24 protein-coding genes are annotated in these 22,346 nt (G+C 67.0%); 6 read left to right on the top strand and 18 right to left on the bottom strand.

Annotation, left to right across the window (positions count from 1 at the left end; all coding sequences use genetic code 11):
• Window positions 1–103 precede the first annotated feature (103 nt).
• From B7L05_RS09480 to B7L05_RS09450, 7 genes are all read right to left on the bottom strand, one after another.
• Complete coding sequence (locus B7L05_RS09480; protein ID WP_085810020.1) at window positions 104–2,131, bottom strand: acetyl/propionyl/methylcrotonyl-CoA carboxylase subunit alpha; 2,028 nt, start codon at window positions 2,129–2,131, stop codon at window positions 104–106.
• 82 nt (window positions 2,132–2,213) lie between these two features.
• On the bottom strand, window positions 2,214–3,227 hold the full coding sequence (bioB, locus tag B7L05_RS09475) for a biotin synthase BioB (protein WP_085810093.1): 1,014 nt from the start codon (window positions 3,225–3,227) through the stop codon (window positions 2,214–2,216).
• A complete protein-coding gene (locus B7L05_RS09470) occupies window positions 3,224–3,613 on the bottom strand; it encodes a lysozyme inhibitor LprI family protein (RefSeq protein ID WP_256926676.1) in 390 nt (129 codons plus the stop codon). Before B7L05_RS09470 ends, bioB begins: the two co-directional genes overlap by 4 nt.
• A complete protein-coding gene (gene scpA / locus B7L05_RS09465; protein WP_085810091.1) occupies window positions 3,610–5,784 on the bottom strand; it encodes a methylmalonyl-CoA mutase in 2,175 nt (724 codons plus the stop codon). Before scpA ends, B7L05_RS09470 begins: the two co-directional genes overlap by 4 nt.
• Window positions 5,785–5,898: 114 nt before the next feature.
• On the bottom strand, window positions 5,899–6,690 hold the full coding sequence (locus B7L05_RS09460) for an enoyl-CoA hydratase-related protein (RefSeq protein WP_085810019.1): 792 nt from the start codon (window positions 6,688–6,690) through the stop codon (window positions 5,899–5,901).
• 22 nt (window positions 6,691–6,712) lie between these two features.
• The gene (mce, locus tag B7L05_RS09455; RefSeq protein ID WP_085810018.1) at window positions 6,713–7,132 is read right to left on the bottom strand and encodes a methylmalonyl-CoA epimerase; all 420 of its coding nucleotides are present in this window, start codon (window positions 7,130–7,132) and stop codon (window positions 6,713–6,715) included.
• Between the two features lie 41 nt (window positions 7,133–7,173).
• Window positions 7,174–8,700 (bottom strand): acyl-CoA carboxylase subunit beta, encoded by a 1,527-nt coding sequence (locus B7L05_RS09450; RefSeq protein WP_085810017.1) that lies wholly within the window; start codon window positions 8,698–8,700, stop codon window positions 7,174–7,176.
• A gap of 101 nt (window positions 8,701–8,801) precedes the next feature.
• On the opposite strand from B7L05_RS09450, the gene B7L05_RS09445 reads away from it, so the two are divergent.
• Window positions 8,802–10,160, top strand: a complete 1,359-nt coding sequence (locus tag B7L05_RS09445; protein WP_085810016.1) for a short-chain fatty acyl-CoA regulator family protein — start codon at window positions 8,802–8,804, stop codon at window positions 10,158–10,160.
• Window positions 10,161–10,180: 20 nt separating this feature from the next.
• Here the strand turns inward: B7L05_RS09445 and B7L05_RS09440 are convergent, their stop codons facing one another.
• From B7L05_RS09440 to B7L05_RS09390, 11 genes are all read right to left on the bottom strand, one after another.
• The gene (locus B7L05_RS09440) at window positions 10,181–10,672 is read right to left on the bottom strand and encodes an MmcB family DNA repair protein (RefSeq protein WP_085810015.1); all 492 of its coding nucleotides are present in this window, start codon (window positions 10,670–10,672) and stop codon (window positions 10,181–10,183) included.
• Window positions 10,673–10,729: 57 nt separating this feature from the next.
• Window positions 10,730–11,338, bottom strand: coding sequence for a cell wall hydrolase (locus B7L05_RS09435; protein WP_085810014.1), 609 nt, complete (start codon window positions 11,336–11,338; stop codon window positions 10,730–10,732).
• A gap of 163 nt (window positions 11,339–11,501) precedes the next feature.
• Window positions 11,502–11,828, bottom strand: coding sequence for a DUF1491 family protein (locus B7L05_RS09430; protein WP_085810013.1), 327 nt, complete (start codon window positions 11,826–11,828; stop codon window positions 11,502–11,504).
• On the bottom strand, window positions 11,828–12,283 hold the full coding sequence (locus B7L05_RS09425; protein WP_256926675.1) for a PaaI family thioesterase: 456 nt from the start codon (window positions 12,281–12,283) through the stop codon (window positions 11,828–11,830). Before B7L05_RS09425 ends, B7L05_RS09430 begins: the two co-directional genes overlap by 1 nt.
• Window positions 12,270–12,749 carry a PTS sugar transporter subunit IIA gene (locus B7L05_RS09420; protein WP_085810011.1) on the bottom strand — a complete coding sequence of 160 codons (480 nt, stop codon included), beginning with the start codon at window positions 12,747–12,749 and terminating at the stop codon, window positions 12,270–12,272. The genes B7L05_RS09425 and B7L05_RS09420 overlap by 14 nt, the downstream gene beginning before the upstream one ends.
• A 13-nt stretch (window positions 12,750–12,762) precedes the next feature.
• Window positions 12,763–13,347, bottom strand: a complete 585-nt coding sequence (hpf, locus tag B7L05_RS09415; protein WP_085810010.1) for a ribosome hibernation-promoting factor, HPF/YfiA family — start codon at window positions 13,345–13,347, stop codon at window positions 12,763–12,765.
• A 51-nt stretch (window positions 13,348–13,398) separates the two neighbouring features.
• Entirely contained in the window at window positions 13,399–14,085 is a 687-nt protein-coding gene (dnaQ, locus tag B7L05_RS09410; RefSeq protein WP_085810009.1) for a DNA polymerase III subunit epsilon, read from the bottom strand.
• A 7-nt stretch (window positions 14,086–14,092) separates the two neighbouring features.
• Window positions 14,093–14,731 (bottom strand): dephospho-CoA kinase, encoded by a 639-nt coding sequence (gene coaE, locus B7L05_RS09405; protein WP_085810008.1) that lies wholly within the window; start codon window positions 14,729–14,731, stop codon window positions 14,093–14,095.
• A 28-nt stretch (window positions 14,732–14,759) separates the two neighbouring features.
• A complete protein-coding gene (locus tag B7L05_RS09400) occupies window positions 14,760–15,611 on the bottom strand; it encodes a shikimate dehydrogenase (protein ID WP_085810007.1) in 852 nt (283 codons plus the stop codon).
• Window positions 15,612–15,641: 30 nt separating this feature from the next.
• Window positions 15,642–16,259 (bottom strand): nucleoside triphosphate pyrophosphatase, encoded by a 618-nt coding sequence (locus B7L05_RS09395; RefSeq protein ID WP_256926674.1) that lies wholly within the window; start codon window positions 16,257–16,259, stop codon window positions 15,642–15,644.
• Window positions 16,256–17,089, bottom strand: coding sequence for a pyruvate, water dikinase regulatory protein (locus B7L05_RS09390; protein ID WP_085810006.1), 834 nt, complete (start codon window positions 17,087–17,089; stop codon window positions 16,256–16,258). Before B7L05_RS09390 ends, B7L05_RS09395 begins: the two co-directional genes overlap by 4 nt.
• Window positions 17,090–17,446: 357 nt before the next feature.
• Between B7L05_RS09390 and hemE the strand changes: the two genes are divergently transcribed.
• The 5 genes from hemE (at window position 17,447) to B7L05_RS09360 (ending at window position 22,042) form a co-directional block, all read left to right on the top strand.
• Entirely contained in the window at window positions 17,447–18,502 is a 1,056-nt protein-coding gene (gene hemE / locus B7L05_RS09380; RefSeq protein ID WP_256926683.1) for a uroporphyrinogen decarboxylase, read from the top strand.
• On the top strand, window positions 18,502–18,960 hold the full coding sequence (locus B7L05_RS09375) for a CopD family protein (protein WP_085810003.1): 459 nt from the start codon (window positions 18,502–18,504) through the stop codon (window positions 18,958–18,960). Before hemE ends, B7L05_RS09375 begins: the two co-directional genes overlap by 1 nt.
• Window positions 18,961–19,140: 180 nt before the next feature.
• A complete protein-coding gene (gene rho / locus B7L05_RS09370) occupies window positions 19,141–20,397 on the top strand; it encodes a transcription termination factor Rho (RefSeq protein WP_085810002.1) in 1,257 nt (418 codons plus the stop codon).
• A gap of 220 nt (window positions 20,398–20,617) precedes the next feature.
• The gene (locus tag B7L05_RS09365; RefSeq protein WP_375601254.1) at window positions 20,618–21,349 is read left to right on the top strand and encodes a TerC family protein; all 732 of its coding nucleotides are present in this window, start codon (window positions 20,618–20,620) and stop codon (window positions 21,347–21,349) included.
• Window positions 21,350–21,445: 96 nt separating this feature from the next.
• Entirely contained in the window at window positions 21,446–22,042 is a 597-nt protein-coding gene (locus B7L05_RS09360; RefSeq protein ID WP_085810001.1) for an outer membrane lipoprotein carrier protein LolA, read from the top strand.
• Window positions 22,043–22,346 lie beyond the last annotated feature (304 nt).

Here is a 22,346-nt window from a genome sequence, read left to right as displayed (position 1 = left end):
CGGCGGCGGCCCGTCCGGTCCAGCAATTTAGTGTCGCGATTTGTCGCAGTGCGGCACGCGCCGTTCCTGCCGGCTTCTTAGACCGGCAGGAACGGGAGACCGACTATTCGAGCTCGAGGATCACCTGATCGACCTGGAGGCTCGCGCCCGCTTCGGCGCTGACGCTCTTCACCACCGCGCTCTTCTCGGCGCGCAGGATGTTCTCCATCTTCATCGCCTCGACCACCGCGAGCGGCTGCCCCGCTTCGACCTTGTCGCCGGCCTTGACGTCGAGCCGCACGAGCAGCCCGGGCATCGGCGCGATCAGGAACTTGGACAGATCAGGCGGCACCTTTTCGAGGAGGTGCTGCGCGTAGGATGCAGCGCGCGCGGGCAGCACGCGCACCTTGTGGCTGGCGCCGAGCGCGTTGAGCGTGAAGCCGGTGCGCGTCTTCACGAGCTTCACCGTCAGCGCGGGCGCTTCGCCCTCGGTCGGCTCGGCGACGATGACACGGTCACCCGGGGTGTATTCGAGCGCGAGCGGCAGATCCGTCCCGTCGACACGCAGCGCATCGGGCGAGACGGTGACATTGTGGTCCTTGCCGTCGATCCGCACCACCCATTCGGCCGGCGGATGCAGCCGATCGCCGAGCTGCCCGTCGACGCGGCGTGCGCGGTCCGCCTCTGCCGTCGCGGCGAAGCCGGCGATACCGGCGAGCGCGCGAACCGTCTCTTCAGAGGCCGGCGCGCCGTGGAAGCCGTCGGGATATTCTTCGGCGATGAACCCCGTCGTGATGTTGCCCGAGCGGAAGCGCGGGTGCTGCATTAGCGCGGAGACGAAATCGAGGTTGGTGCCCGGCCCAACGATCTCGAACTGGTCGAGCGCCGCGACCTGCTTGTCGATCGCTTCCTCGCGCGTCTTGCCGTGGGTGATCAGCTTGGCGATCATCGGATCGTAGAACATGCTGACTTCGCCGCCCTCGTACACGCCGTCGTCGACGCGCACGCCGGGCGCACCCTCGTCGTCGCCAAACGGTGCCTGGCGCTTGTCCGCAGCGGGCGGATTGTAGCGCACCAGCCGGCCGATCGAGGGAAGGAAGCCGCGATACGGATCCTCGGCATAGACGCGATTCTCGATCGCCCAGCCGTTGATCTTGACGTCCTTCTGCCCGAAGCCGAGCTTCTCGCCGTGGGCGACGCGGATCATCTGCTCGACCAGATCGAGCCCGGTGATCTCCTCGGTAACGGGATGCTCCACCTGCAGGCGGGTGTTCATTTCGAGGAAGTAGAAGCTTTCGCCCGTCGTGTCGGCGCCCGAGACGATCAGCTCAACCGTGCCGGCGCTATAATAGCCGACGGCCTTCGCCAGCGCGACCGCCTGCTCGCCCATCGCCTTGCGCATCTTGGGCGTGACGAACGGCGACGGCGCTTCCTCGACCACTTTCTGATGGCGGCGCTGCACCGAACATTCGCGCTCGTTGAGGTAGACGACGTTGCCGTGCTGGTCGCCGAGCACCTGGATCTCGATGTGGCGCGGGCTCTCGATGAACTTCTCGATGAACACGCGGTCGTCGCCGAAGCTCGCCAGCCCCTCGCGCTTGGTTGCCTCGAAGCCCTCGCGCACGTCCTGCTCGCTCCACGCGAGCCGCATGCCCTTGCCGCCGCCGCCGGCGGACGCCTTCATCATCACGGGATAGCCGATATCGCCGGCGATCTTCACCGCCTCGTCGGTGTCCGCGATTTCGCCGAGATAGCCGGGAACGACGTTGACGCCGGCTTCCTTGGCGAGCTTCTTCGATTCGATCTTGTCGCCCATCGCGGCGATCGCGTTGGGCGGCGGGCCGACGAAGGCGATGCCCGCCTCGGCGCACGCCTTGGCGAAGCTCTCGCGCTCGGACAGAAAGCCGTAGCCGGGGTGGATGCAGTCCGCGCCCGTCTCCTTGGCGGCGAGCAGGATCAGATCCGCCTTGAGATAGCTCTCCGCCGCTGGCGCTGGCCCGAGCCTGACGCTCTCGTCCGCCATCAGCACGTGCGGCGCGCGCGCATCGGCATCCGAATAGACGGCGACGGTCTTGATGCCCATCTTCTTCGCGGTGCGGAACACCCGGCACGCGATCTCGCCGCGATTGGCGACCAGGATCTTCTTGAACACTGCCTTCTCCCCTAGGCCTGCGGCGGGCGTGCCGCCGCAAGCGATCGAACCCTATGCGGGGAGGCAGGCTCCCCGATCACCTTTATTCAGCCGGCTCGAGCGCGGCGTCGGCGCGGCGTGCGCGCATCGGCTCTTCCGCCTGCATCGGCCGCACGCCGAGCTTCGAAAACAGCGCGGCGTCGGCGCTATCGCCGCGGTTGCCCGCGGTCAGCAGCTTGTCGCCGGTGAAAATCGAGTTCGCGCCGGCCATGAAGCACAAAGCCTGGGTCGCCTCCGACATGCTCTCGCGTCCCGCGGACAGGCGCACCATGCTCATCGGCATGGTGATGCGTGCTACCGCTACCGTGCGGACGAATTCGATGTCGTCGATCTTGGCTAGCGGCGTGTCCGACAGCATGTTGCCCAGCACGGTTCCCTTCACCGGCACCAGCGCGTTGACCGGCACGCTTTCCGGATGGCGCGGCAGCGTCGCGAGCGCGTGGACGAAGCCGACGCGATCCTCGCGCGTCTCGCCCATGCCGACGATCCCGCCGCAGCACACGTTGATCCCCGCGGTACGGACATTCTCCAGCGTCTCGAGCCGCTCGCCGAAGGTGCGCGTGGTGATGACGTCGCCGTAGCGCTCGGGCGAGGTATCGATATTGTGGTTGTAGTAATCGAGCCCGGCGTCGGCGAGCATCGCGGCCTGACGCGGGGTGAGCATCCCCAGCGTCATGCACGTCTCCATCCCCATCTGGCGCACGCCGCGCACCATTTCGACGATGGCGGGCATGTCCTTGTCCTTGGGATTGCGCCACGCCGCGCCCATGCAGAAGCGCTGCGAGCCCGCGTCCTTCGCCTGCGCCGCGCTCTGCAGCACGGCGCGCACGTCCATCAGCTTGGTCGCCTTGACGCCGCTGTCGGCGGACGCCGACTGCGAGCAATAGCCGCAATCCTCGGGGCAGCCGCCGGTCTTGATCGACAGCAGCGTGCACAATTGTACCTCGCCTGCCGCATGATGGGCGCGGTGCACTGATTGCGCACGCCACATTAGTTCGTCGAACGGCAGGTCGAACAGTTCGGCGATCTCCGCCCGTGTCCAATCGGTGCGGATCATCGGCGCCACATCAAATCTTTCAATTGCTTCGTCCGTTCCTTGGTAAGCCGCGTGAGGCAGCCGGCGCGCACCATCGGCGCCATCGATCCGCCCTCTACCTCCTTCGCCTCGATCGCGCATTGCGCGTTGCGAAAGGTGAGCCACGCGCGCTGGCTGGCGAGCGTCGCCGCGGCATAGCCCGGGCTGCGCGCACCCGCCGCATTCTGCGCATCCTCACGCTTCATGTAGGCGTAGGTCGCCTTCCACTGCGCCGTCATCGCCACGTCGGCGCGCCGATAGTCGGTGCCGGCGGAAGCGTTCATCTGCGCCTGCGTCTGCGCGGCGGCAGGCGTGGCGCAGAGAAGCGCGCCGCAAACCAGGCCTGCCGGTGCCGCGAGCAGCCTCACTCCGCCGCCTCCGCCTGTTCTTCGCCTTCGGGCGGCATGTTGTGGCCGAGCAGCCGCAGCACGTCCTCCGCCGCCTTGATGAGGTTGGTGCCCGGGCCGAAGATCGCCTGCACGCCGCTGTCGTACAGCGCCTGATAATCCTGCGCGGGGATGACGCCGCCCGCGATCACCTTGATGTCCGGGCGCCCGGCATCGCGCAGGTGGCCGATCAGCTCGGGGATCAGCGTCTTGTGCCCCGCCGCAAGGCTCGATGCGCCGACGACGTCCACATCCTTCTCCAGCGCCACCGCCGCCGATTCCTTCGGCGTCTGGAAAAGCGGCCCGGCGATCACCTCGAAGCCCAGGTCGCCGAACATCGACGAGACGAGGTTGGCGCCGCGATCGTGCCCGTCCTGCCCCATCTTGGCAACGAACATGCGGGGCTTGCGGCCGAGCCGACGCTCGGTCGCCTCGACGCCGCGCAGCAGCCGCGCCCAGCGCTCGTCCTCCTTGTACGCGCCGCCGTAAATGCCCTTCACCGGTGTCGGGAACGTGCCGAAGCGGCCGAACACATCCTCCATCGCCGCCGAGATCTCACCCAGCGTTGCCCGCCGCCTCGCGCATTCGACTGCGAGCTCGAGGAGGTTGCCATTGCCCTTCGCGCCTTCGCGCAGCGCGTCGAGCGCCACTTGGCATGCCGCGTCGTCACGCTCTGCCTTCACCTTCTCGATGCGGCGGATCTGCGCCTCGCGCACCGCGACGTTGTCGACGTCGAGGATCTCGATCGGATCCTCCTTGTCCTTGGTGTATTTGTTGACGCCGACGACGACTTCCTCGCCGCGATCGATCCGCGCCGCGCGCGCGGCGGACGCCTCCTCGATCATCGCCTTCGGCCAGCCGGCGGCGACCGCCTTGGCCATGCCGCCCTCCGCCTCGACGCGCTCGATGATCGCCCATGCGCGGTCGACCAGATCCTTGGTCAGCGCCTCGACGTAATAGCTGCCGCCGAGCGGATCGACGACCTTGGTCATTCCCGTCTCTTCCTGAATCACGATCTGCGTGTTGCGCGCGATGCGGGCGGAGAAATCGGTCGGCAGCGCGATCGCCTCGTCGAGCGCGTTGGTGTGGAGTGACTGGGTGCCCCCCAGCATCGCCGCCATCGCCTCGATCGTGGTGCGCATGACGTTGTTGTACGGATCCTTCTCGGTCAGCGAGACGCCCGACGTCTGGCAGTGCGTGCGCAGCATCTTGGAGCGTTCGTCCTGCGCGCCGAGGTTGGTCATCACGCGATGCCACAGCACGCGCGCGGCGCGCAGCTTGGCGACCTCCATGAAGAAGTTCATGCCAATCGCGAAGAAGAACGACAGACGCCCGGCGAACTTGTCGATGTCGAGGCCGCTCGCGACGCCGTATTTCACATATTCCATGCCGTCGGCGATGGTGAAGGCGAGCTCCTGCACCTGTGTCGCTCCGGCTTCCTGCATGTGATAGCCGGAGATCGAGATCGAATTGAACTTCGGCATCTCGCGGCTGGTGTAGCCGAAGATGTCCGAGATGATCCGCATGCTCGGCTCGGGCGGGTAGATGTACGTGTTGCGGACCATGAACTCCTTGAGGATGTCGTTCTGGATGGTCCCGTCGAGCAGCTTGCGGTCGACGCCCTGCTCCTCACCCGCGACGATGAAGAAGGCGAGGATCGGGATCACCGCGCCGTTCATCGTCATCGACACGCTCATCTGATCGAGCGGGATGCCGTCGAACAGGATCTTCATGTCGTCGATCGTGTCGATCGCGACGCCCGCCTTGCCGACGTCGCCCGTGACGCGCGGGTGATCGCTGTCATAGCCGCGGTGCGTCGCGAGATCGAATGCGACCGACAGCCCCTTCTGCCCCGCCTTCAGATTGCGGTGGTAGAAGGCGTTCGATTCCTCCGCGGTCGAGAAGCCGGCGTACTGGCGGATCGTCCACGGCCGCCCCGCGTACATCGACGCGCGCACGCCGCGAGTGAAGGGCGCGAAACCGGGCAGGCCCGGCTCCCAGCCTTCGGTATCCGCTTCGGTATAGAGCGGCTTGACCTGAATCCCTTCGGGCGTGTCCCACGTGAGGTCCTTGCCCTTCACCTCCTTCGCGGCGGCCTTCGCCCATGTGTCGAGCGTGGGCGCGGGCGGCGGCGACGCGACTTCGGTCGGCATCGGTGCCGGCTTGGGCGCGGCGCCGGTGTCTTCGCCAAGGTTGGTTTCGGGCTTGTCGGTCATTGCTATTGTCCCATCAAACTCCCCTCCCGCAGGCAGGAGGGGAAATTTGGATCACTGGCCCTTGAACACCGGCTTGCGCTTCTCGAGGAAGCTGAGGCCGCCCTCGCGCGAATCCTGCGAACCGCCCGCGAGCCGCTGGCCCTCGGCCTCGGCGCGCAGCACCTGATCGAACGTGCCGTCGAGCGCGACCTGGATGTTCTTGCGCATCGCCGAGAGTGCGACGGTCGGCCCGCTCGCGAGGCGCGTCGCCATCGCCAGTGCCTCGTCCATAAGCGCGGCGTCGTCGACCGCCTTGTAGATCAGCCCCCATTGCTCGGCCTGCTCGGCGCCGATCCGCTCGCCCAGCATCATCATCTGTGTCGCGCGCGCCTTTCCGATCGTCTTGGCGAGCAGCCAGGTCGAGCCGCCGTCGGGCACCAGCCCGATGTTGACGAATGCCTGGAGGAAGTACGCGCTCTTGCCGGCGAACACGAAATCACCCGACAGCCCCATCGAACAGCCGACGCCCGCCGCCGGGCCGTTCACCGCGGTGACGACCGGCACCGACAGGTTCATGATCTGGCTCATCAGCGGGTTGTAGAAGTTCATCAGCGCGCGGTGGCTGGTGTCGCCGCCCTTCACCACGCTGTCGCCGCCGCCGCGCGCCTGCAGATCGGCGCCCGAGCAGAATGCCCGGCCCGCGCCAGTCAGCAGCACCGCGCGTGCGCCCTGCAGATCGTACAGCGCGACCGTCAGGTCCTCGGCGAGCTGGATCGACGCCGCGTTGAGCCGCTCGGGGCGGTTCAGCGTGATGACGAGGACATCGCCCTTCTTCTCCGTCAGGATCGTTTCGTAATCAGCCATTCCCGCTCTCCTTTTATCGTGTTCAATGCGCCTGCTTGGGCTCTTCCATCAGCTCGACGAGCATGCCGCCGAAATCCTTGGGGTGGACGAAGATGATCGGCGTACCGTGCGCGCCGATGCGCGGCTCGCCCAGCACCGTCGCGCCGTTCGCCTTGAGATGCGCCACCGCGGCGTCGATGTTGGGCACCTCGAAACACACGTGATGCTGCCCGCCCGCCGGGTTCTTCTTGAGGAAGCCGGCGATCGGCGAGTTCGCGTCATACGGCTCGATCAGCTCGATCTGCGTGTTGGGCGCATCGACGAAGCACACCGTCACGCCCTGCGCCGGCAGGTCGAACGGCTCGCCGATCGCATCCGCGCCGAGCAACGTGCGGTACGTTTCGACCGACTTCTCGATCGACGGCGTCGCGACGCCGACATGGTTCAGGCGACCAAGGTTCATCTCAGCCCTCATTCATTGTTTCGAACAGACCATACCGCCGCTCACAGCGGGATGTTGTCATGCTTCTTCCACGGGTTCTCGAGGCTCTTGTTCTTGAGCTTGCGTAGCCCCAGCGCGATCCGGCGGCGGGTGGAGTGCGGCTGGATCACCTCATCGATGAAGCCCTTCGACGCGGCGACGAACGGGTTGGCGAAGCGCGCTTCATACTCGCGCGTCTTCTCGGCGATGCCTTCCTCGTTCAGCCCGCGGAAGATGATCTCCACCGCACCCTTCGCGCCCATCACCGCGATCTCGGCGGTCGGCCAGGCGTAGTTCAGGTCGCCGCGCAGGTGCTTGGAGGCCATCACGTCGTACGCGCCGCCATAGGCCTTGCGCGTGATGACGGTGATCTTGGGCACGGTCGCCTCGGCATAAGCGAACAGCAGCTTCGCGCCGTGCTTGATGATGCCGTTATGTTCTTGGGCAGTGCCCGGCAGGAAGCCCGGCACGTCGACGAAGGTCACGATCGGAATGTCGAACGCGTCGCAGAAGCGCACGAAACGCGCCGCCTTCTTCGACGAATTGATGTCGAGCACGCCCGCCAGCACCATCGGCTGGTTGGCGACGACGCCGATCGTCTTGCCCTCGATCCGGCCGAAGCCGCAGATGACGTTCGCCGCGTGCGCCGGCTGGATCTCGAAGAAATCGCCCTCGTCACACACTTTCCGGATTAGCTCGTGCATGTCGTACGGCTGGTTGGCGGACGGCGGAATCAGCGTGTCGAGGCTCGGCTCGAGCCTGTCCCACGCGTCCGCGGTGGGCCGCTCGGGCACCGGCGAGCGGTTCGATTCTGGCAGGAAATCGATGAAGTCGCGCGCGGCGAGCAGCGCCTCGATATCATCCTCGAACGCGACGTCGGCGACGCTCGTCTTGGTGGTATGCGTCACCGCGCCGCCGAGCGCCTCCTGCGTCACCACCTCGTTGGTCACCGTCTTCACCACGTCGGGGCCGGTGACGAACATGTAGGAGGAATCTTTCACCATGAAGATGAAGTCAGTCATCGCCGGCGAATAGACCGCGCCGCCCGCGCACGGGCCCATGATGAGGCTCAATTGCGGCACCACGCCCGAGGCGAGGACGTTGCGCTGGAACACCTCGGCATAGCCGCCGAGCGACGCTACGCCTTCCTGGATGCGTGCGCCGCCCGAATCGTTGAGGCCGATCACGGGCGCGCCGACTTTCATCGCCATGTCCATCACCTTGCAGATCTTCTGCGCGTGACGTTCGGACAGCGAGCCGCCGAACACGGTGAAATCCTGGCTGAAGACAAACACGAGACGGCCGTTGATCGTGCCCGATCCGGTGACAACGCCGTCGCCCGGATAGACCTGATCGGGCATGCCGAAATCGACGCAATTATGCTCGACGAACATGTCGAGTTCCTCGAACGATCCTTCGTCGAGCAGCACGTCGAGCCGCTCGCGCGCGGTCAGCTTGCCCTTGGCGTGCTGCGCATCGATGCGCTTCTGCCCGCCGCCCAGCCGCGCGGCGGCGCGCTTGCGTTCCAGTTCCTCGATCGTCGACGACATGCATCTCTCCTGACGGTGGTGCTGTCTGCGCCGCGGGGCCGCATGACGCAAATGTGAAGTTGCGAACTTGCGAATGGAAGCTCTGCGAAATAGGCCGGGGCATGGCTGCCCGTCTTTACGCCGGTTCGCAATTGCGAGCGTTGCGCCTCGCCGCCGGCATGAACCAGCGCGCGATGGCGACGAAGCTTGGCCTGTCGGTGAGCTACTTATCCCAGCTGGAGAGCGACGAGCGACCACTGACCGCGGCGGTGACGGCCGCGCTGGCGCGCCATTATCCGCAGGCGCTGGCGGTGATCGAGGGCGAGGCGCCCGCCCGGCGGCTGACCGCGCTGACCGACGCGCTGGCGGATCGCGCGCTGGCGGGCTTCGACGCGATCGACGCGGTGAAGCTGGCGGAAGCCCAGCCGGGGGTCGCCGACCGCCTGATCGCGCTGCAGGCGGCGAAGCGCGCGGCAGAGGACCGGCTGGCGCTGGCGGAAGAGTCGCTCGTCGCGGGCAGCGGCGCGCGGCTGCCATGGGAGGCGGTGCGCGACTGGTTCCATGAGGCGGGCAACTACATCGACCCGCTCGACCGCGCGGCAGAGGATCTGGCGGAGCGCGCCGCCAGCCTCGCGCGCGCACTGTCCGATCACGGCATCGTCGTCGCGAGCGACCATGACGAGGATGCGCCGCTGTCGCGCTTCGACGGCGTGCGGCTGACGATCAACGGCGCGCTCTCCCCCGAAACGCAGCGCTTCCTGGTCGCGCACCGACTGGCGGCGACGGCGTTCGCGGGGATGATCGAAGGGATCGTCGCGGCCGCCGATCTGCCCGGCAACGAGGCACGTAGGCTGCTCGCCGTAGGTCTCGCGAACTACGCCGCGGGCGCGCTTGTCATGCCCTATTCCAGATTCCGCGCCGAAGCGCGGAGGTTGCGGCACGACATCGATCGGCTGACGCGACGCTTCAACGTCAGCTTCGAACAAGCGTGCCACCGCCTGTCGACGCTGCAGCGGCAGGGCGTGGAGGGCGTGCCGTTCTATTTCTGCCGCGTCGACATGGCGGGGAACATCACCAAGCGGCACTCGGCGACGCGGCTACAGTTCGCGCGCTTCGGCGGCGCGTGCCCGCTGTGGCACGTGCACGAGGCGGTTGCGGTGCCCGATCGCATCCTGGTGCAGCATGCGGAAACGCCCGACGGCGTCCGCTACGTCTCGATGGCGAAGGGGCTGGTGAAATCGTCGGGGCGGTTCGATCGGCTCGCGCGCCGCTACGCCGTCGTGCTCGGGTGCGAGGCGACGCACGCCGCCGACTTCGTCTACGCCGACGCCGTCGACCGGACGAGCCGCCCGACGCCGATCGGCATATCGTGCCGCCTGTGCCCGCGCATCGAGTGCGACCAGCGCGCCTTTCCCCCCACCGACCGCCCGATCGCGGTGGAGCCCGGCGTCAGGCGGATCGTGCCGTACCGCGTGCTGTAGCGGGGACGGGGCGGCGGGCACTACCACGCCTGCGCCGCTTCAGGATCGGCCAGCGCGACGAGCCGCCGTGCGGCGCGCCGCGCAAAGGCCAGCGTGCATTTCTTGCGCGCGTGCGTGTTCATCGGGTCGGTCCGCGCTTCGCGCACCACCGCCGCATCGTAGCGATCGGCGACGATCAGCCCGGTTCGCTCGGGAAGGAAGGCGTCGCCCGCGATCGGAGCGTGATCGAACCCGGCTGGCACCGCCCAGAAGAACCGGTCGCAATGCGGCAGGTAATCCTGCCACTTGCCGTCGCCGAGCAGATCGGCGCGTGACACCTTGATCTCGACGATCGTGATCTGCCCGCGCCCGTCGATCGCCATCAGATCGACGCGCCGCCCGCCCTCGAGCGGTACCTCCGCCATCGCCACCAGATCGTGCCGCAGCAGCAGCCGCGTCACCCCGCGCGCGACGTCCGCCGCGCACAGCGGCGACGATGGATCGTCGAGGCAGGGTTCAGGCGTCGTCAGCACGCCCGACAGTTAGAACAGGAAGGGAACGATGAAAAGCGGCGATCGATGCCGGATCGTTCAGCGCCAGAAGACGTGATTGCCGATCGACGCGACCTTGCGCAGCCCTGCCGCCGGCGCACGGCCACGGTTGAAATACAACGCACGGTCCGCTTCGCCTTCCCAGGCGTTAGCGAGCGCGACCTTCGCCACCGCGACGGCGGTGCGATAATAGCGATTGTCCTCGTCGATCGAGGGGATGCGCCCGCCGCGAACGAAGCTGAACTGGCCGCGCTGCGTGACGACCTGACAGACGTCTTCGGGGAAGCGGCCCGACTTGGCGCGGTTTAGGATCACGTCGGCGACAGCGAGTTGGCCCGACAGCGGCTCGCCCTTCGCCTCGTAGAAGATCGCGCCGGCCAGGCATTCGGTCGCCTGATCGTCGCCGTCATGCGTCGTCTGCGCGGCGACCGCGGCCGCAAGCGTCGGATATGCAACCGTATCACCGGTCGCGAGTTCATCATTCACAGCATCCGCCGTCGTGGCGGTGGTCACGATCCCGGTCGTGACAGGCTGGGGGAGCGTCGTCTGCTCGACCTCGGCAGCCATAGACGGTGCGCTCTGCGCACCCAGCCCAAGAAATGTCATCGTCATGGCCACGGCGATCGCGGCCTGCGAGAAGAAAGCCATCGTACACTATCAAATGCGGTGGTTACGCGGACACGATCAGCCGTTCGCCTGCGAACATCGATCGCCCGGGAGCCCCCCCGACTGCGTCACCGAACGGATCGCACCCGTGCAGCACAACGCCAAAAAGCAATAACCAGGCTGCTCGTTCAGTGACGGTTTCGAGTCAATTAATGCAGATCGTTTCAGCGGCGAACCGTTCGCCGTCCGCGATGTCCAGAGCAACCACCCACAGATCTGGATCGCGCACGCGGCGTCGCTGCCAATATTCGTCCGGCGATTCCGACGCCCCGCCGGCGAATCCCGCGGGGACCAGCGCATCGTGGCCATCGATGTCAATCATCCGCTCGACCAGCCGGTCCTCGCGCTCGAGCAGAACCAAAATGCCGCCCGAATCGGCGTCGCCCCGCGCGCGCACGACCGCGAATCCGCCGGCATCGTTGACCCGGCGCAGCAGCGCGGAGACGAGCAGGTGCGTCGGCAGCCGCGCCATCAGCCGATACGATATCCCGGCAAGCCGGCCAGCGCGATGCGGCTGCGCATGAAGGTGCCGGTACCCCGCGCGACCTCCTCGCCATCCGCCGCGATCAGCCGCGCATCGCCGACAAAGACGCGCCGCTGCCCGCTGACCCAGCGCCCCTCCGCCACCACCGGGCCGGCGGCGAGCGGGCGCGTCAGCAGCAGGTTGAACTGCGTCGTCAGCAGGAAGCGATCGGTGATGAGGCTGTTGCACGCGTAAAAGGCGGCATCGTCGAGCATCTTGAAATAGGCGGTGCCGTGCGCCGCGCCCGCGGCGTGAAAGTGATCGGGCACGACGTCGAACCGGATGCGCGCGACGCCGGGTTCGGGGATCTCGAGGCGCGAGGCGAACAGCGCGTTGATCGGCGCGGCGGCATAGAGCGATTCGAGCGCACGATGATGTGCCTCGGCACCTTCAGGCCGCGTCACGCGCGTGGCTCCCATCGTCCGCCGTGAGCAGCGCGTAGAGCGCGTCACGCGACCCCGCACCGCGCAGCTTAGCGACGAACGCGCGGTCGCGGAAACGGCGCGAGACGCGGGCGAGCGCCTTCAGATGCTCCGCACCGGCATCGGGCGGTGACAGCATCATCACCACGATATCGACCGGCATGTCGTCGACCGCCTGGAAGTCGATCGGCTGCGCGAGCCGCGCCACGCCGACGATGATCCGTGGCAGATCGGCAATCCGCGCATGGGGGATCGCCACGCCGCCGCCGAAACCGGTCGAGCCGAGCTTCTCGCGCTCGGCAAGCGCCGCGGTGATGGCGGACGCTTCGCCCTCGATGGCCGGCGCGACGATCGAGCCAAGTTGCTGGAACAGCGTCTTCTTGCTGGTTGCCGCCACCCCGACGACAACGAGGTCGGGGTGGAGCAGATCACTCAAATCATTGGACATGATGCTTCGATAATCATCCCGCGCGCTGCGGTTCGACCCATCCGATCGTTCCGTCGCCGCGCCGATAGACCATGTTGTACGCGCCCGTCCCCGAGTTCTTGAACAAGAGCGCCGCGGTGTTGCGCAGATCGAGCATCATCACCGCGTCGGACACGCTGGCATCGGGCACGTCGACGCGCGTCTCGGCGACGATCAGCGGCGCGTCGCCCGCCTCGTCCTCCTCGGTCGGCTCGGCGAACAGCGTGTAGCCGGCATTGTCGTAGGCGACGCTCTCGGCCAGCGCCTGCGCCTCGCCCGCGTTGCGGTCCTTCAGTCGGCGCATGTAGCGGCGCAGCTGCTTCTCGATCTTCTCCGCCGCGCCGTCGAACGCGAGATGCGCATCCTGCGCCTCGTGCCGGCCCTTCAACACCAGCCCCTGCATCACGTGGACGACGATGTCGCAGCCGAAGCCGTTGTCGTGCGGGCCCTTGCCGAACGTCACCTGCGCAGAGATCGCGCGGCTGAAATACTTATCGGCGATACCCTGCAACCGGGTGTCGACATGATCCTTGAGCGCATCGCCCGTCTCGACCTGGTGTCCAGAGATGCGGATATCCATCGACTTTTCTCCATTCAATGGCCCGGCGTTCTCGCGCCGGAGCGTTGGGCGTCAACCGGACGCCGCGGCCCCCCAGATCGGATTCTTGACCCGCGTCAGGAACGCGGCATGCGCCGCAAGTTCCGCGTCACTGGGCGCGAAATGGCGCGCCGGGCGCGCGATGCGCGGCGCAGCGACGGTGGCGGGTTGCGCGTCGGCGACAAGGTCGCTGACGAGCGACAGCCCAATCTGCCGCCCGCCCATCAGCTCGACATAAACCTGCGCCAGCAATTGCGCGTCGAGCAGCGCGCCGTGCAGTACGCGGTGCGAGCGATCGACGCCGAAACGCGAGCACAAGGCGTCAAGCGTCAGTTTCGCGCCCGGATGACGCTGCTTCGCGATCGCCAGCGTATCGATCATCCGCGTCATGCAGATCGGATCGCGGCCGCAGCGCCCGAGCTCGCCGTTGAGAAAGCCGAAATCAAACGAGGCATTGTGCGCGACGAGCGGCGCGTCGCCGATGAAGGCGACGAGTTCCTCGGCCAGCGCGTGGAACAGCGGCTTGTCCGACAGGAACGCGTCGCTCAGCCCGTGGATCGCCTGCGCGCCCGGCGGCATGGTGCGCTCGGGATGGAAATAGGCGTGAAAGGTGCGCCCCGTCTCGACGCGGTTGACGAGTTCGACGCAGCCGATCTCGACCATGCGATCCTCGCCAAAGGTAAAGCCGGTGGTTTCGGTATCGAAGACGATCTCGCGCATCGTGAGTTTATCGGCCTTCGCTTGAACCGAGGCAAGCCTGGTCGGCCGATCCGGCGCCCCTTCCATCGCCGACCAGATCCGCGACGACGCGGCGAACGTAGGCGCGCGTCTCCTCCATCGAAACGTCGGTGGGAATGACGTAATCGGCGCGTGCGCGCTTCTCGGCATCCGGCACCTGCCGCGCGAGGATCGCGTCGAACTTGGCGGCGGTCATGCCCGGGCGCTGCAGCGTGCGATCACGCTGGACGGCGGGATCGGCGGAGACGACGGCGACCTTGTCCACCCCGCGCTGGCCGCCGGTTTCGAAAAGCAAAGGCACATCGAATATGACGAGCGGCGCGGCGGCATGTTCCGCGAGAAAGGCGGCGCGTTCCTCGCCGACGGCGGGATGAACGATCGCCTCGAGCGCCTTCATCGCCGCATCGTCGCCGAGCACCGCCTCGGCGAGTGCAGTGCGGTTCACGCCCTGCGCGCCGGTGGTGCCGGGAAAGCGCGCCTCGATCGCCGCCACGACGCGGCCGGCGGGGCCCTGCAGCTTGTGCACTTCGGCGTCGGCATCGAAGACCGGCACGCCTTCGTCGGCGAACATCTTGGCGACGGTCGACTTGCCCATGCCGATCGATCCGGTGAGCCCCAGCTTGATCATCGTCGCGTCTCCCTTTCCAAATGCTTGCTCAGGCGAGCAGCCGTTCGCGCAGTTCGTCGTCGTGCTGGCGCGGCGCGGGCTGGCCGAAGAACAGTTCGAACGCCGCGGCGGCCTGGCCGACGAGCATGTCGAGCCCGTCGATCGTCTCGAACCCCAAAGCGTCGGCGGCCTGCAGCAGCGGCGTTTCGATTGGGGTGTAAACGATGTCGTAGACGATCGCGCCGATCGGCAGCGGCGACAGGTCGAGATCGAGCGGTGGTTGGCCCGCCATGCCGAGCGCGCTGGTGTTGACGAGCAGCTTCGCCGGGGGAAGCGGCGCGGCGAGCGGCAGCGCATCGCCCTTGAGGCCGAAGCGGCCGAGCAGCGCGGCGCCCTTCAACGGCGAGCGGTTGAGGATCGTTACGCGCCCCACGTTCATTCGCGCCAGCGCGAAGAGGATCGCGCGCGCCGCGCCCCCCGCGCCGATCACCGCGACCGGCGCGCCGGCAAGGTCGAGGTCAGCAATCGGCGCGTAGAAGCCGGCGGCATCGGTGTTGGTGCCGAACAGCGCACCCCGCTCCCCGCGCACCACCGTGTTCATCGCGCCGATCGATCCGCGCACGTCGCCCGGATCGTCGACCAGATCGAGCATCGCGATCTTGTGCGGGATAGTGACGTTGCAGCCGCGCCACGTTGGATCGGCGCGCCGTGCCGCGACATAGGCCGGCAGGTCGGCGGGCAGGACGTGGGTGGCGCGATAATCGGCGTCGATCCCCAGCTTCTCCAGCCAGAAGCGGTGGATCAGCGGTGATTTCGAATGCGCGACGGGATCGCCGATCACCTCGGCATAGGGGCGGTCGACGGCGGTGACGCCACGCGGCTGCGATGTTGGCTCCGACACTGGCGCGTTTCCTTTCCTGATGTCCGCCGATCAGGCGAGCAGTACCTGCCGCTCGCGCAGATAGCCGAGCAGCGGCAGCAGCGGCATGCCGAGCACCGTGAACTGGCTGCCCTCGACGCGGCTGAACAATTGCACGCCCGGCCCCTCGATCCGATAGCAGCCGACGCAGCCCGCGATCGCCGGCCATTCGGCGTCGAGATACGCTTCGATGAAGGCAGGCGACAGCGGCCGCACGATCATCCGTGCCTTGTCGACGTGGCGCCACACCGCCTGCCCGCCTTCGGCGATTACCGCCGCGCTGACGAGATCGTGCCGCTTGCCCGACATCATCGCGAGGTGCGCCGCCGCTTCCTCCCGGTCGCGCGGTTTCGACAGGATCGTACCGTCCTCTAGCACCGCGAGGCTGTCCGATCCGAGCACTAGCGCCTGCGGCGCGCGCTGCGACACCTTGAGTGCCTTCAGCTCGGCGAGCGCATCCGCCAGATCGCGCGGCGCGACGTCGCCGAGCGCCGCCTTGGCGGCATCCTCGTCGACCATCGGCGCCTGCGCGACGAACGGCACGCCCGCCGCTTCGAGCATCGCGCGGCGCGACGCCGACTGCGAGGCAAGGATGAGTTGCAGGGCGCTCTGTTCCGGGTTCGGCATCATTGCTCGCCCACGCTCGGCGCACCGCGGCGATCGTTGACCAGCGCGATGATCGCCGCGGCGGTCTCCTCGATCGAGCGGCGCGTCACGTCGATCACCGGCCAGCCGTTGTCGGCGAACATGCGGCGGGCATATTGCAGTTCGCGCGTGACGGCTTCCTGGTCGACATAGGGCGTCTCGGGCGCCTGGTTGAGCGACAGCAGCCGGTTGCGGCGGATCTGGATCAGCCGATCGGCGCTGGTCGTCAGCCCGACGACGAGCGGGTTCTTCAGCGCGAACAGATCGCGCGGCGGGGGGCTCTCGACGACGATCGGGATGTTGGCGACCTTGAAGCCGCGGTTGGCGAGATAGATCGACGTCGGCGTCTTGGACGAGCGCGAAACGCCGGCGAGGACGATATCGGCTTCCTCCCACTCCTCCCACGCGATCCCATCGTCGTGCGCGATCGTATACTGGATCGCATCGACGCGCGCGAAATAGGCGGCATCGAGCACGTGCTGGCGCCCCGGCTTGCCCTTGGCCTGCTGCCCGAACAGGACGGACAGCGCGTCGTTCACCGGATCGAGCGGCGCAACCATCGGCAGTCCCAGGCTCTGGCAGCGCTGCTCGAGCGCGCGGCGGGTGGCGGGATTGACCAGCGTGTAGATCACCAGCCCGGGATTGTGCGCGATCTCCTGCAGGATGCGGTCGAGATGCGCCTCGGTGCGGACCATCGGCCAGAAATGGCGCACCGTCTCGACGTCGTCATATTGCGCCAGCGCGGCCTTGGCGATGTTCTCGAGCGTCTCGCCGGTCGAGTCCGACAGAAGGTGGAGGTGCAGGCGGACGGTCACGACGCCGATCCGAGCCGCACGAGGGGCAGGAGCAGCCACGTGCAGGCGGCGATCGTGAACCCTGTGGACAACATGGGGAGGAGCGCTAGCGCAACCCGCCCCGACGGCCAAGCCGCGCGTCGGCGGTGGAAAACCGGGCGGCTATCCACAATCCCGTTCACACCGGCCGATTTCATCCACAGCCTGTGGATAACGGGGACGACGCATTCGAATCGGCGGCGCCGCGTGGGGCGCCACACGTCAAGCTGTTGGCATTTCGGGGGGGAACGCATAAGCCCCGACACCAACGCGCCAACAACATCACACAACCCTTTTGAATCTTCTTTTCTAGTTAGAAGGATGCCCGTGCACCCCCCGATCGAGCCGTCCGCGAAGCCGCTGCTTGGCGTGCTGCAGGGCCAGCGTGCGGCGCGTCCGCCGATGTGGCTGATGCGTCAGGCGGGACGCTATCTCCCCGAGTATCGCGCATTGCGGGCGGAGAAAGGCGGCTTCCTTGCGCTGGCGACCGATCCGGCGAGCGCGGCCGAGGTGACGATCCAGCCGATCCGCCGCTTCGGATTCGACGGCGCGATCCTGTTTTCCGACATTCTGATGGTCCCCTGGGCGATGGGGCAGGATCTGACGTTCGGCGTGGGCGAGGGACCACGCCTCGCGCCGCGGCTCGCCGAGCATGCGCTAGGTGATCTGTCCGCGGTGATCGCGCGGCTCGATCCGGTGTACGCAACCGTGCGCCGCGTCGCCGGGATGCTGCCGGCGGCGACGACGTTCCTCGGCTTCGCGGGATCGCCGTGGACGGTCGCGACGTACATGGTGGCCGGGCAGGGATCGAAGGACCAGGCCGAGACACGCGCGATGGCGTATCGCGATCCGGTGGCGTTCGCAGCTATCATCGATGCGATCACCGCGCTGACGATCGATTATCTGTCGGGCCAGATCGAAGCCGGGGTGGAGGCGGTGCAGATATTCGACAGCTGGGCGGGCACGCTGTCGCCGGCGCAGTTCGAACGCTGGGTGATCGCGCCCAATGCGGCGATCGTCGCCGGGCTGAAGGCGCGCCACCCCGACGTTCCGATCATCGGCTTCCCCAAGGGGGCGGGCGGCAAGCTGCCTGCCTATGCGCGTGAGACCGGGGTCGACGCGGTCGGGCTCGACGAGACGGTCGATCCGCGCTGGGCCCACGCCAATCTGCCCGACAACATGCCGGTGCAGGGCAATCTCGATCCGCTGGCGCTGATCGCAGGCGGGGACGCGCTCGACGCGGCGGTCGACCGCATTCTTGCCGCTTTCCCGGACCGGCCACACGTCTTCAATCTCGGCCACGGGATCGACCAGCATACGCCGATCGCGCATGTCGAGCACGTGGTGGCGCGGGTGCGCGGCGGCGTTACCGCGGAGCCGGAGGTGGTTGGCTGATGGGTGTCGGGTTCCTGGGCGCTGCCTATCTGTGGGTGAAGGCCGCGCACGTCATCTTCGTGATCTTCTGGATGGCGGGCATGTTCATCCTGCCGCGGTATCTGGTGCATCACCAGGAAGGGCTCGGCGATCCGGCCGAAGAGCAGCGCTGGATCACGCGCGAGGCGAAGCTGCGGCGGATCATCCTGACCCCGGCGATGATCGCGGTATGGGCGATCGGGCTCGCGCTGGCGGTCAACGTCGGGCTATTGTCGGGGATCCAGGGGCTGGCGTGGCTCCACGCCAAGCTGTTCGTCGTGTTCCTGCTCTCAGGCTATCACGGCTGGGCGGTGGGCTATTCGAAGCGGCTCGCGCGCGGGCAGGCGAGCCTCGGCAACCGGCAGCTGCGGATGATGAACGAAATACCCGCGCTCGCGGTGACGATCATCGTCATCCTGGCGGTGGTGAAGCCGTTCTGATCCGCCGCGTGCGGGTGGATCGCATGCGCCACGCGCTGCTTGACTAACCGGCGGGCCAAACCTACGTCGCACACTCGGTGAGGCCGTTCGGCCCGCTGCCTCCTTCAGTCTCGTTGCCGCGCGAATTGTTTTCCGCCGACCGGGCTTTCTCCCCCACCCGATTTCAATCGGACACACGACATGCATCTCAAAGACCTAAAGAAGAAAGCCCCGGCCGAGCTGGTCCAGCTTGCCGAGGAGCTCGGCGTCGAGGGCGCCTCGACGCTCCGCAAGCAAGACCTGATGTTCGCGATCCTCAAGGTTCAGGCCGAGGAAGGCGAGACGATCATGGGCGAGGGCACGATCGAAGTGCTGCCCGACGGCTTCGGCTTCCTGCGCAGCCCCCAAGCGAATTATCTTGCCGGCCCGGATGACATCTATGTTTCGCCCAATCAGGTGCGCAAGCATGGCCTGCGCACCGGTGACACCGTCGAGGGCGAGATCCGCGGGCCCAAGGACGGCGAGCGGTACTTTGCGCTGACCAAGCTGATGAGCGTCAATTTCGACGATCCCGACGCCGTCCGCCACCGCGTCAACTTCGACAATCTGACGCCGCTCTATCCCGACGAGCGGCTGAAGATGGAGATCGAGGATCCGACCGCTAAGGACAAGACGGGCCGCGTGCTCGATCTCGTCTCGCCGATCGGCAAGGGCCAGCGCTGCCTGATCGTCGCCCCGCCGCGCGTCGGCAAGACGGTGATGATGCAGAACATCGCGCGCGCGATCTCCGCCAACCATCCCGAGGTGTTCCTTCTGGTGCTGCTGATCGACGAGCGGCCCGAGGAAGTCACCGACATGCAGCGCACGGTGAACGGCGAGGTCGTCTCCTCGACCTTTGACGAGCCGGCGACGCGCCACGTGGCGGTGGCCGAGATGGTGATCGAGAAGGCCAAGCGCCTCGTCGAGCACAAGAAGGACGTGGTGATCCTGCTCGACAACATCACGCGCCTTGGCCGCGCCTACAACACGGTGGTGCCGTCGTCGGGCAAGGTGCTGACCGGCGGTGTGGATGCGAACGCGCTGCAGCGTCCGAAGCGCTTCTTCGGCGCGGCGCGCAACATCGAAGAGGGCGGCAGCCTCACCATCATCTCGACCTCTCTGATCGATACCGGCAGCCGCATGGACGAGGTGATCTTCGAGGAGTTCAAGGGCACCGGCAACGCCGAGATCGTGCTCGACCGCAAGGTGGCCGACAAGCGCATCTTCCCCGCAATCGACGTGGGCAAGAGCGGCACGCGCAAGGAAGAGCTGCTGGTCGAGAAGGACAAGCTGTCGAAGATGTGGGTGCTGCGCCGCATCCTGATGCAGATGGGCACTGTCGACGCGATGGAGTTCCTGCTCGGCAAGATGAAGGATTCGAAGACCAACGAGGATTTCTTCGCCAGCATGAATCAGTAGCCGAGTCTGGCCGGCGCCCTGCTGGCGCCGGACTCAGGCCGGCTCGGCCGACGGATGCGCAGCAACCCGATCGACGGCGTGGCTTTGCGACGCCGTTTGCCGTTGGGGGTTGATCGATCATAGGCGCTGGTGATTACCGGCCCCCCGCCATATGGACGCAACCGAAACGGTACCAACGCCGTTCGATCACCAGACCTTTACTCGCGGGAGCGCCCAGCCGTTGATCCTTTCCCTGCTCGCCCAGGCCGCCGCGGCCATCCAGGGGCCCGGATCGCTCGGCGATATCTGGCACCACATCGTCGCCGATTTCTCCAATCTGTCCGATCCCGCCGCGCTCGCCGCCTTCGGCCAGGTGCTGATGATCGATCTCGTCCTCGCGGGTGACAATGCGATCGTCGTCGGCGCGCTCGCCGCCGGGCTGCCGGCGGATCAGCGCAAGAAGGTCATCCTGATCGGCATCCTCGCCGCGCTGGTGCTGCGCATCGCCTTCGCGCTCGTCGTCACGTGGCTGATGGGGATCGTCGGCCTGATCTTCGCGGGCGGGCTGCTGCTTTTGTGGGTGAGCTGGAAGTTCTGGCGCGAGCTGCGGCACGACAGCCATGCCAACACCGGATCGGTTGAGGTGGAGGGCGACGAACGCTCCGGATTGAAGCCCGCGCGCAGCTTCGCCAGCGCCGCCTGGGCGGTCGCGGTCGCCGACGTGTCGATGAGCCTCGACAACGTGCTGGCGGTCGCCGGCGCGGCGCGCGAGCATCCCGGCATCCTCGTCGTCGGACTGATTTTATCGGTCGCGCTGATGGGGCTCGCCGCCAACGTCATCGCGCGCTTCATCGAACGCTATCGCTGGATCGCCTACGTGGGCCTGGCGGTGATCGTCTTCGTCGCGTTCAAGATGATCTACGAGGGCTGGGTCGGCACAGGCGAGACGATCGGGCTGGGGACGCTGTTTTGATCGACGCCCTGTTCTGAGCAGCATTGGGTTCACGGCAGGTTCAATGCGTCGGTGCCATCGGATCGGCAGCCCATTGGGAGAGTGTGAGTGAGATACATGATGCCGGTCGCCGCGCTGGTGGCGGTCGCCGCGCCGGCGGTGGCGCAGAGCGGTGATCTGTCGCTGGTGCAGAACCACCTGCGCAGCGTGAACACGATGACGGCGGATTTCACGCAGACCGACCGCGCCGGCAAGACGCTGACGGGCACGTTGACGCTCAAGAAGCCCGGTCGGATCCGCTTCCAGTACGAGAAGGGGGTGCCGATCCTGATCGTCGGGGACGGCAAGGCGCTCACCTTCATCGACTATTCGGTGCGACAGGTGCAGCGCTGGCCGATCGGCAATTCGCCGCTCGGCGTGCTGATCAATCCCGACAAGGACATCGCGCGCTATGCCAAGATCGTGCCCAATCCCGACCCGCGCGTGCTGTCGGTCGAGGGTTACGATCCCAAGCACCCAGAATACGGCCGGATCACGATGGTCTTCGCGCGCGACGGCAGCGCGCCGGGCGGGCTGATGCTGCAGGGCTGGGTGATGCTCGACAGCCAGGGCAACCGCACGACGATCCGCCTTGCCAACCAACGCTTCAACGCGCCGGTTAGCGACGGAACGTTTCGCTGGAACGATCCACGGCGGAACGGGTCGCGTAGCTGAACAAAATGGTTCATCTCGTTCATGTGGGCGACAGGTAAGCGCGCCTAGAGCGGTTCTTGCGGATGTGGGGCGGTTCGGGATTTTCCCCCTGTTGCCCGGACGATTGCTCCACTCCCCCTGCGTGACGAACGCCAGGTCGGCCCTCGCTCCATGCCCCCGGAGCGGGGGCCTTTCTGCGCAGGGCGTATGCCGCAGCAGCGGCAAGACGCCCAAGCACGGCCGGCGTCGCATCAGCGATGATCGACGACGCGGTTTCGCCGCGGCGCTGCATGCCTTCTGAACCAGCACACGCCGACGCAACTCG

Origin of the sequence: Sphingomonas sp. TZW2008, from assembly GCF_002117915.1 — a bacterium.
Classification (GTDB): Bacteria; Pseudomonadota; Alphaproteobacteria; order Sphingomonadales; family Sphingomonadaceae; genus Sphingomonas.
This window is presented reverse-complemented; position numbering and strand designations above follow the sequence as displayed.

Excerpts from the sequence above, each read along its gene's own strand:
- bioB (WP_085810093.1), bottom strand. The coding sequence starts at position 3,227 with ATGATCCGCACCGATTGGACACGGGCGGAGATCGCCGAACTGTTCGAC.
- scpA (WP_085810091.1), bottom strand. The coding sequence starts at position 5,784 with ATGCCGACCGAAGTCGCGTCGCCGCCGCCCGCGCCCACGCTCGACACA.
- B7L05_RS09460 (WP_085810019.1), bottom strand. The coding sequence starts at position 6,690 with ATGGCTGATTACGAAACGATCCTGACGGAGAAGAAGGGCGATGTCCTC.
- mce (WP_085810018.1), bottom strand. The coding sequence starts at position 7,132 with ATGAACCTTGGTCGCCTGAACCATGTCGGCGTCGCGACGCCGTCGATC.
- B7L05_RS09450 (WP_085810017.1), bottom strand. The coding sequence starts at position 8,700 with ATGTCGTCGACGATCGAGGAACTGGAACGCAAGCGCGCCGCCGCGCGG.
- B7L05_RS09445 (WP_085810016.1), top strand. The coding sequence starts at position 8,802 with ATGGCTGCCCGTCTTTACGCCGGTTCGCAATTGCGAGCGTTGCGCCTC.
- B7L05_RS09435 (WP_085810014.1), bottom strand. The coding sequence starts at position 11,338 with ATGGCTTTCTTCTCGCAGGCCGCGATCGCCGTGGCCATGACGATGACA.
- B7L05_RS09430 (WP_085810013.1), bottom strand. The coding sequence starts at position 11,828 with ATGGCGCGGCTGCCGACGCACCTGCTCGTCTCCGCGCTGCTGCGCCGG.
- B7L05_RS09420 (WP_085810011.1), bottom strand. The coding sequence starts at position 12,749 with ATGTCCAATGATTTGAGTGATCTGCTCCACCCCGACCTCGTTGTCGTC.
- hpf (WP_085810010.1), bottom strand. The coding sequence starts at position 13,347 with ATGGATATCCGCATCTCTGGACACCAGGTCGAGACGGGCGATGCGCTC.
- dnaQ (WP_085810009.1), bottom strand. The coding sequence starts at position 14,085 with ATGCGCGAGATCGTCTTCGATACCGAAACCACCGGCTTTACCTTTGGC.
- coaE (WP_085810008.1), bottom strand. The coding sequence starts at position 14,731 with ATGATCAAGCTGGGGCTCACCGGATCGATCGGCATGGGCAAGTCGACC.
- B7L05_RS09395 (WP_256926674.1), bottom strand. The coding sequence starts at position 16,259 with ATGATGCCGAACCCGGAACAGAGCGCCCTGCAACTCATCCTTGCCTCG.
- B7L05_RS09375 (WP_085810003.1), top strand. The coding sequence starts at position 18,502 with ATGGGTGTCGGGTTCCTGGGCGCTGCCTATCTGTGGGTGAAGGCCGCG.
- rho (WP_085810002.1), top strand. The coding sequence starts at position 19,141 with ATGCATCTCAAAGACCTAAAGAAGAAAGCCCCGGCCGAGCTGGTCCAG.
- B7L05_RS09360 (WP_085810001.1), top strand. The coding sequence starts at position 21,446 with ATGATGCCGGTCGCCGCGCTGGTGGCGGTCGCCGCGCCGGCGGTGGCG.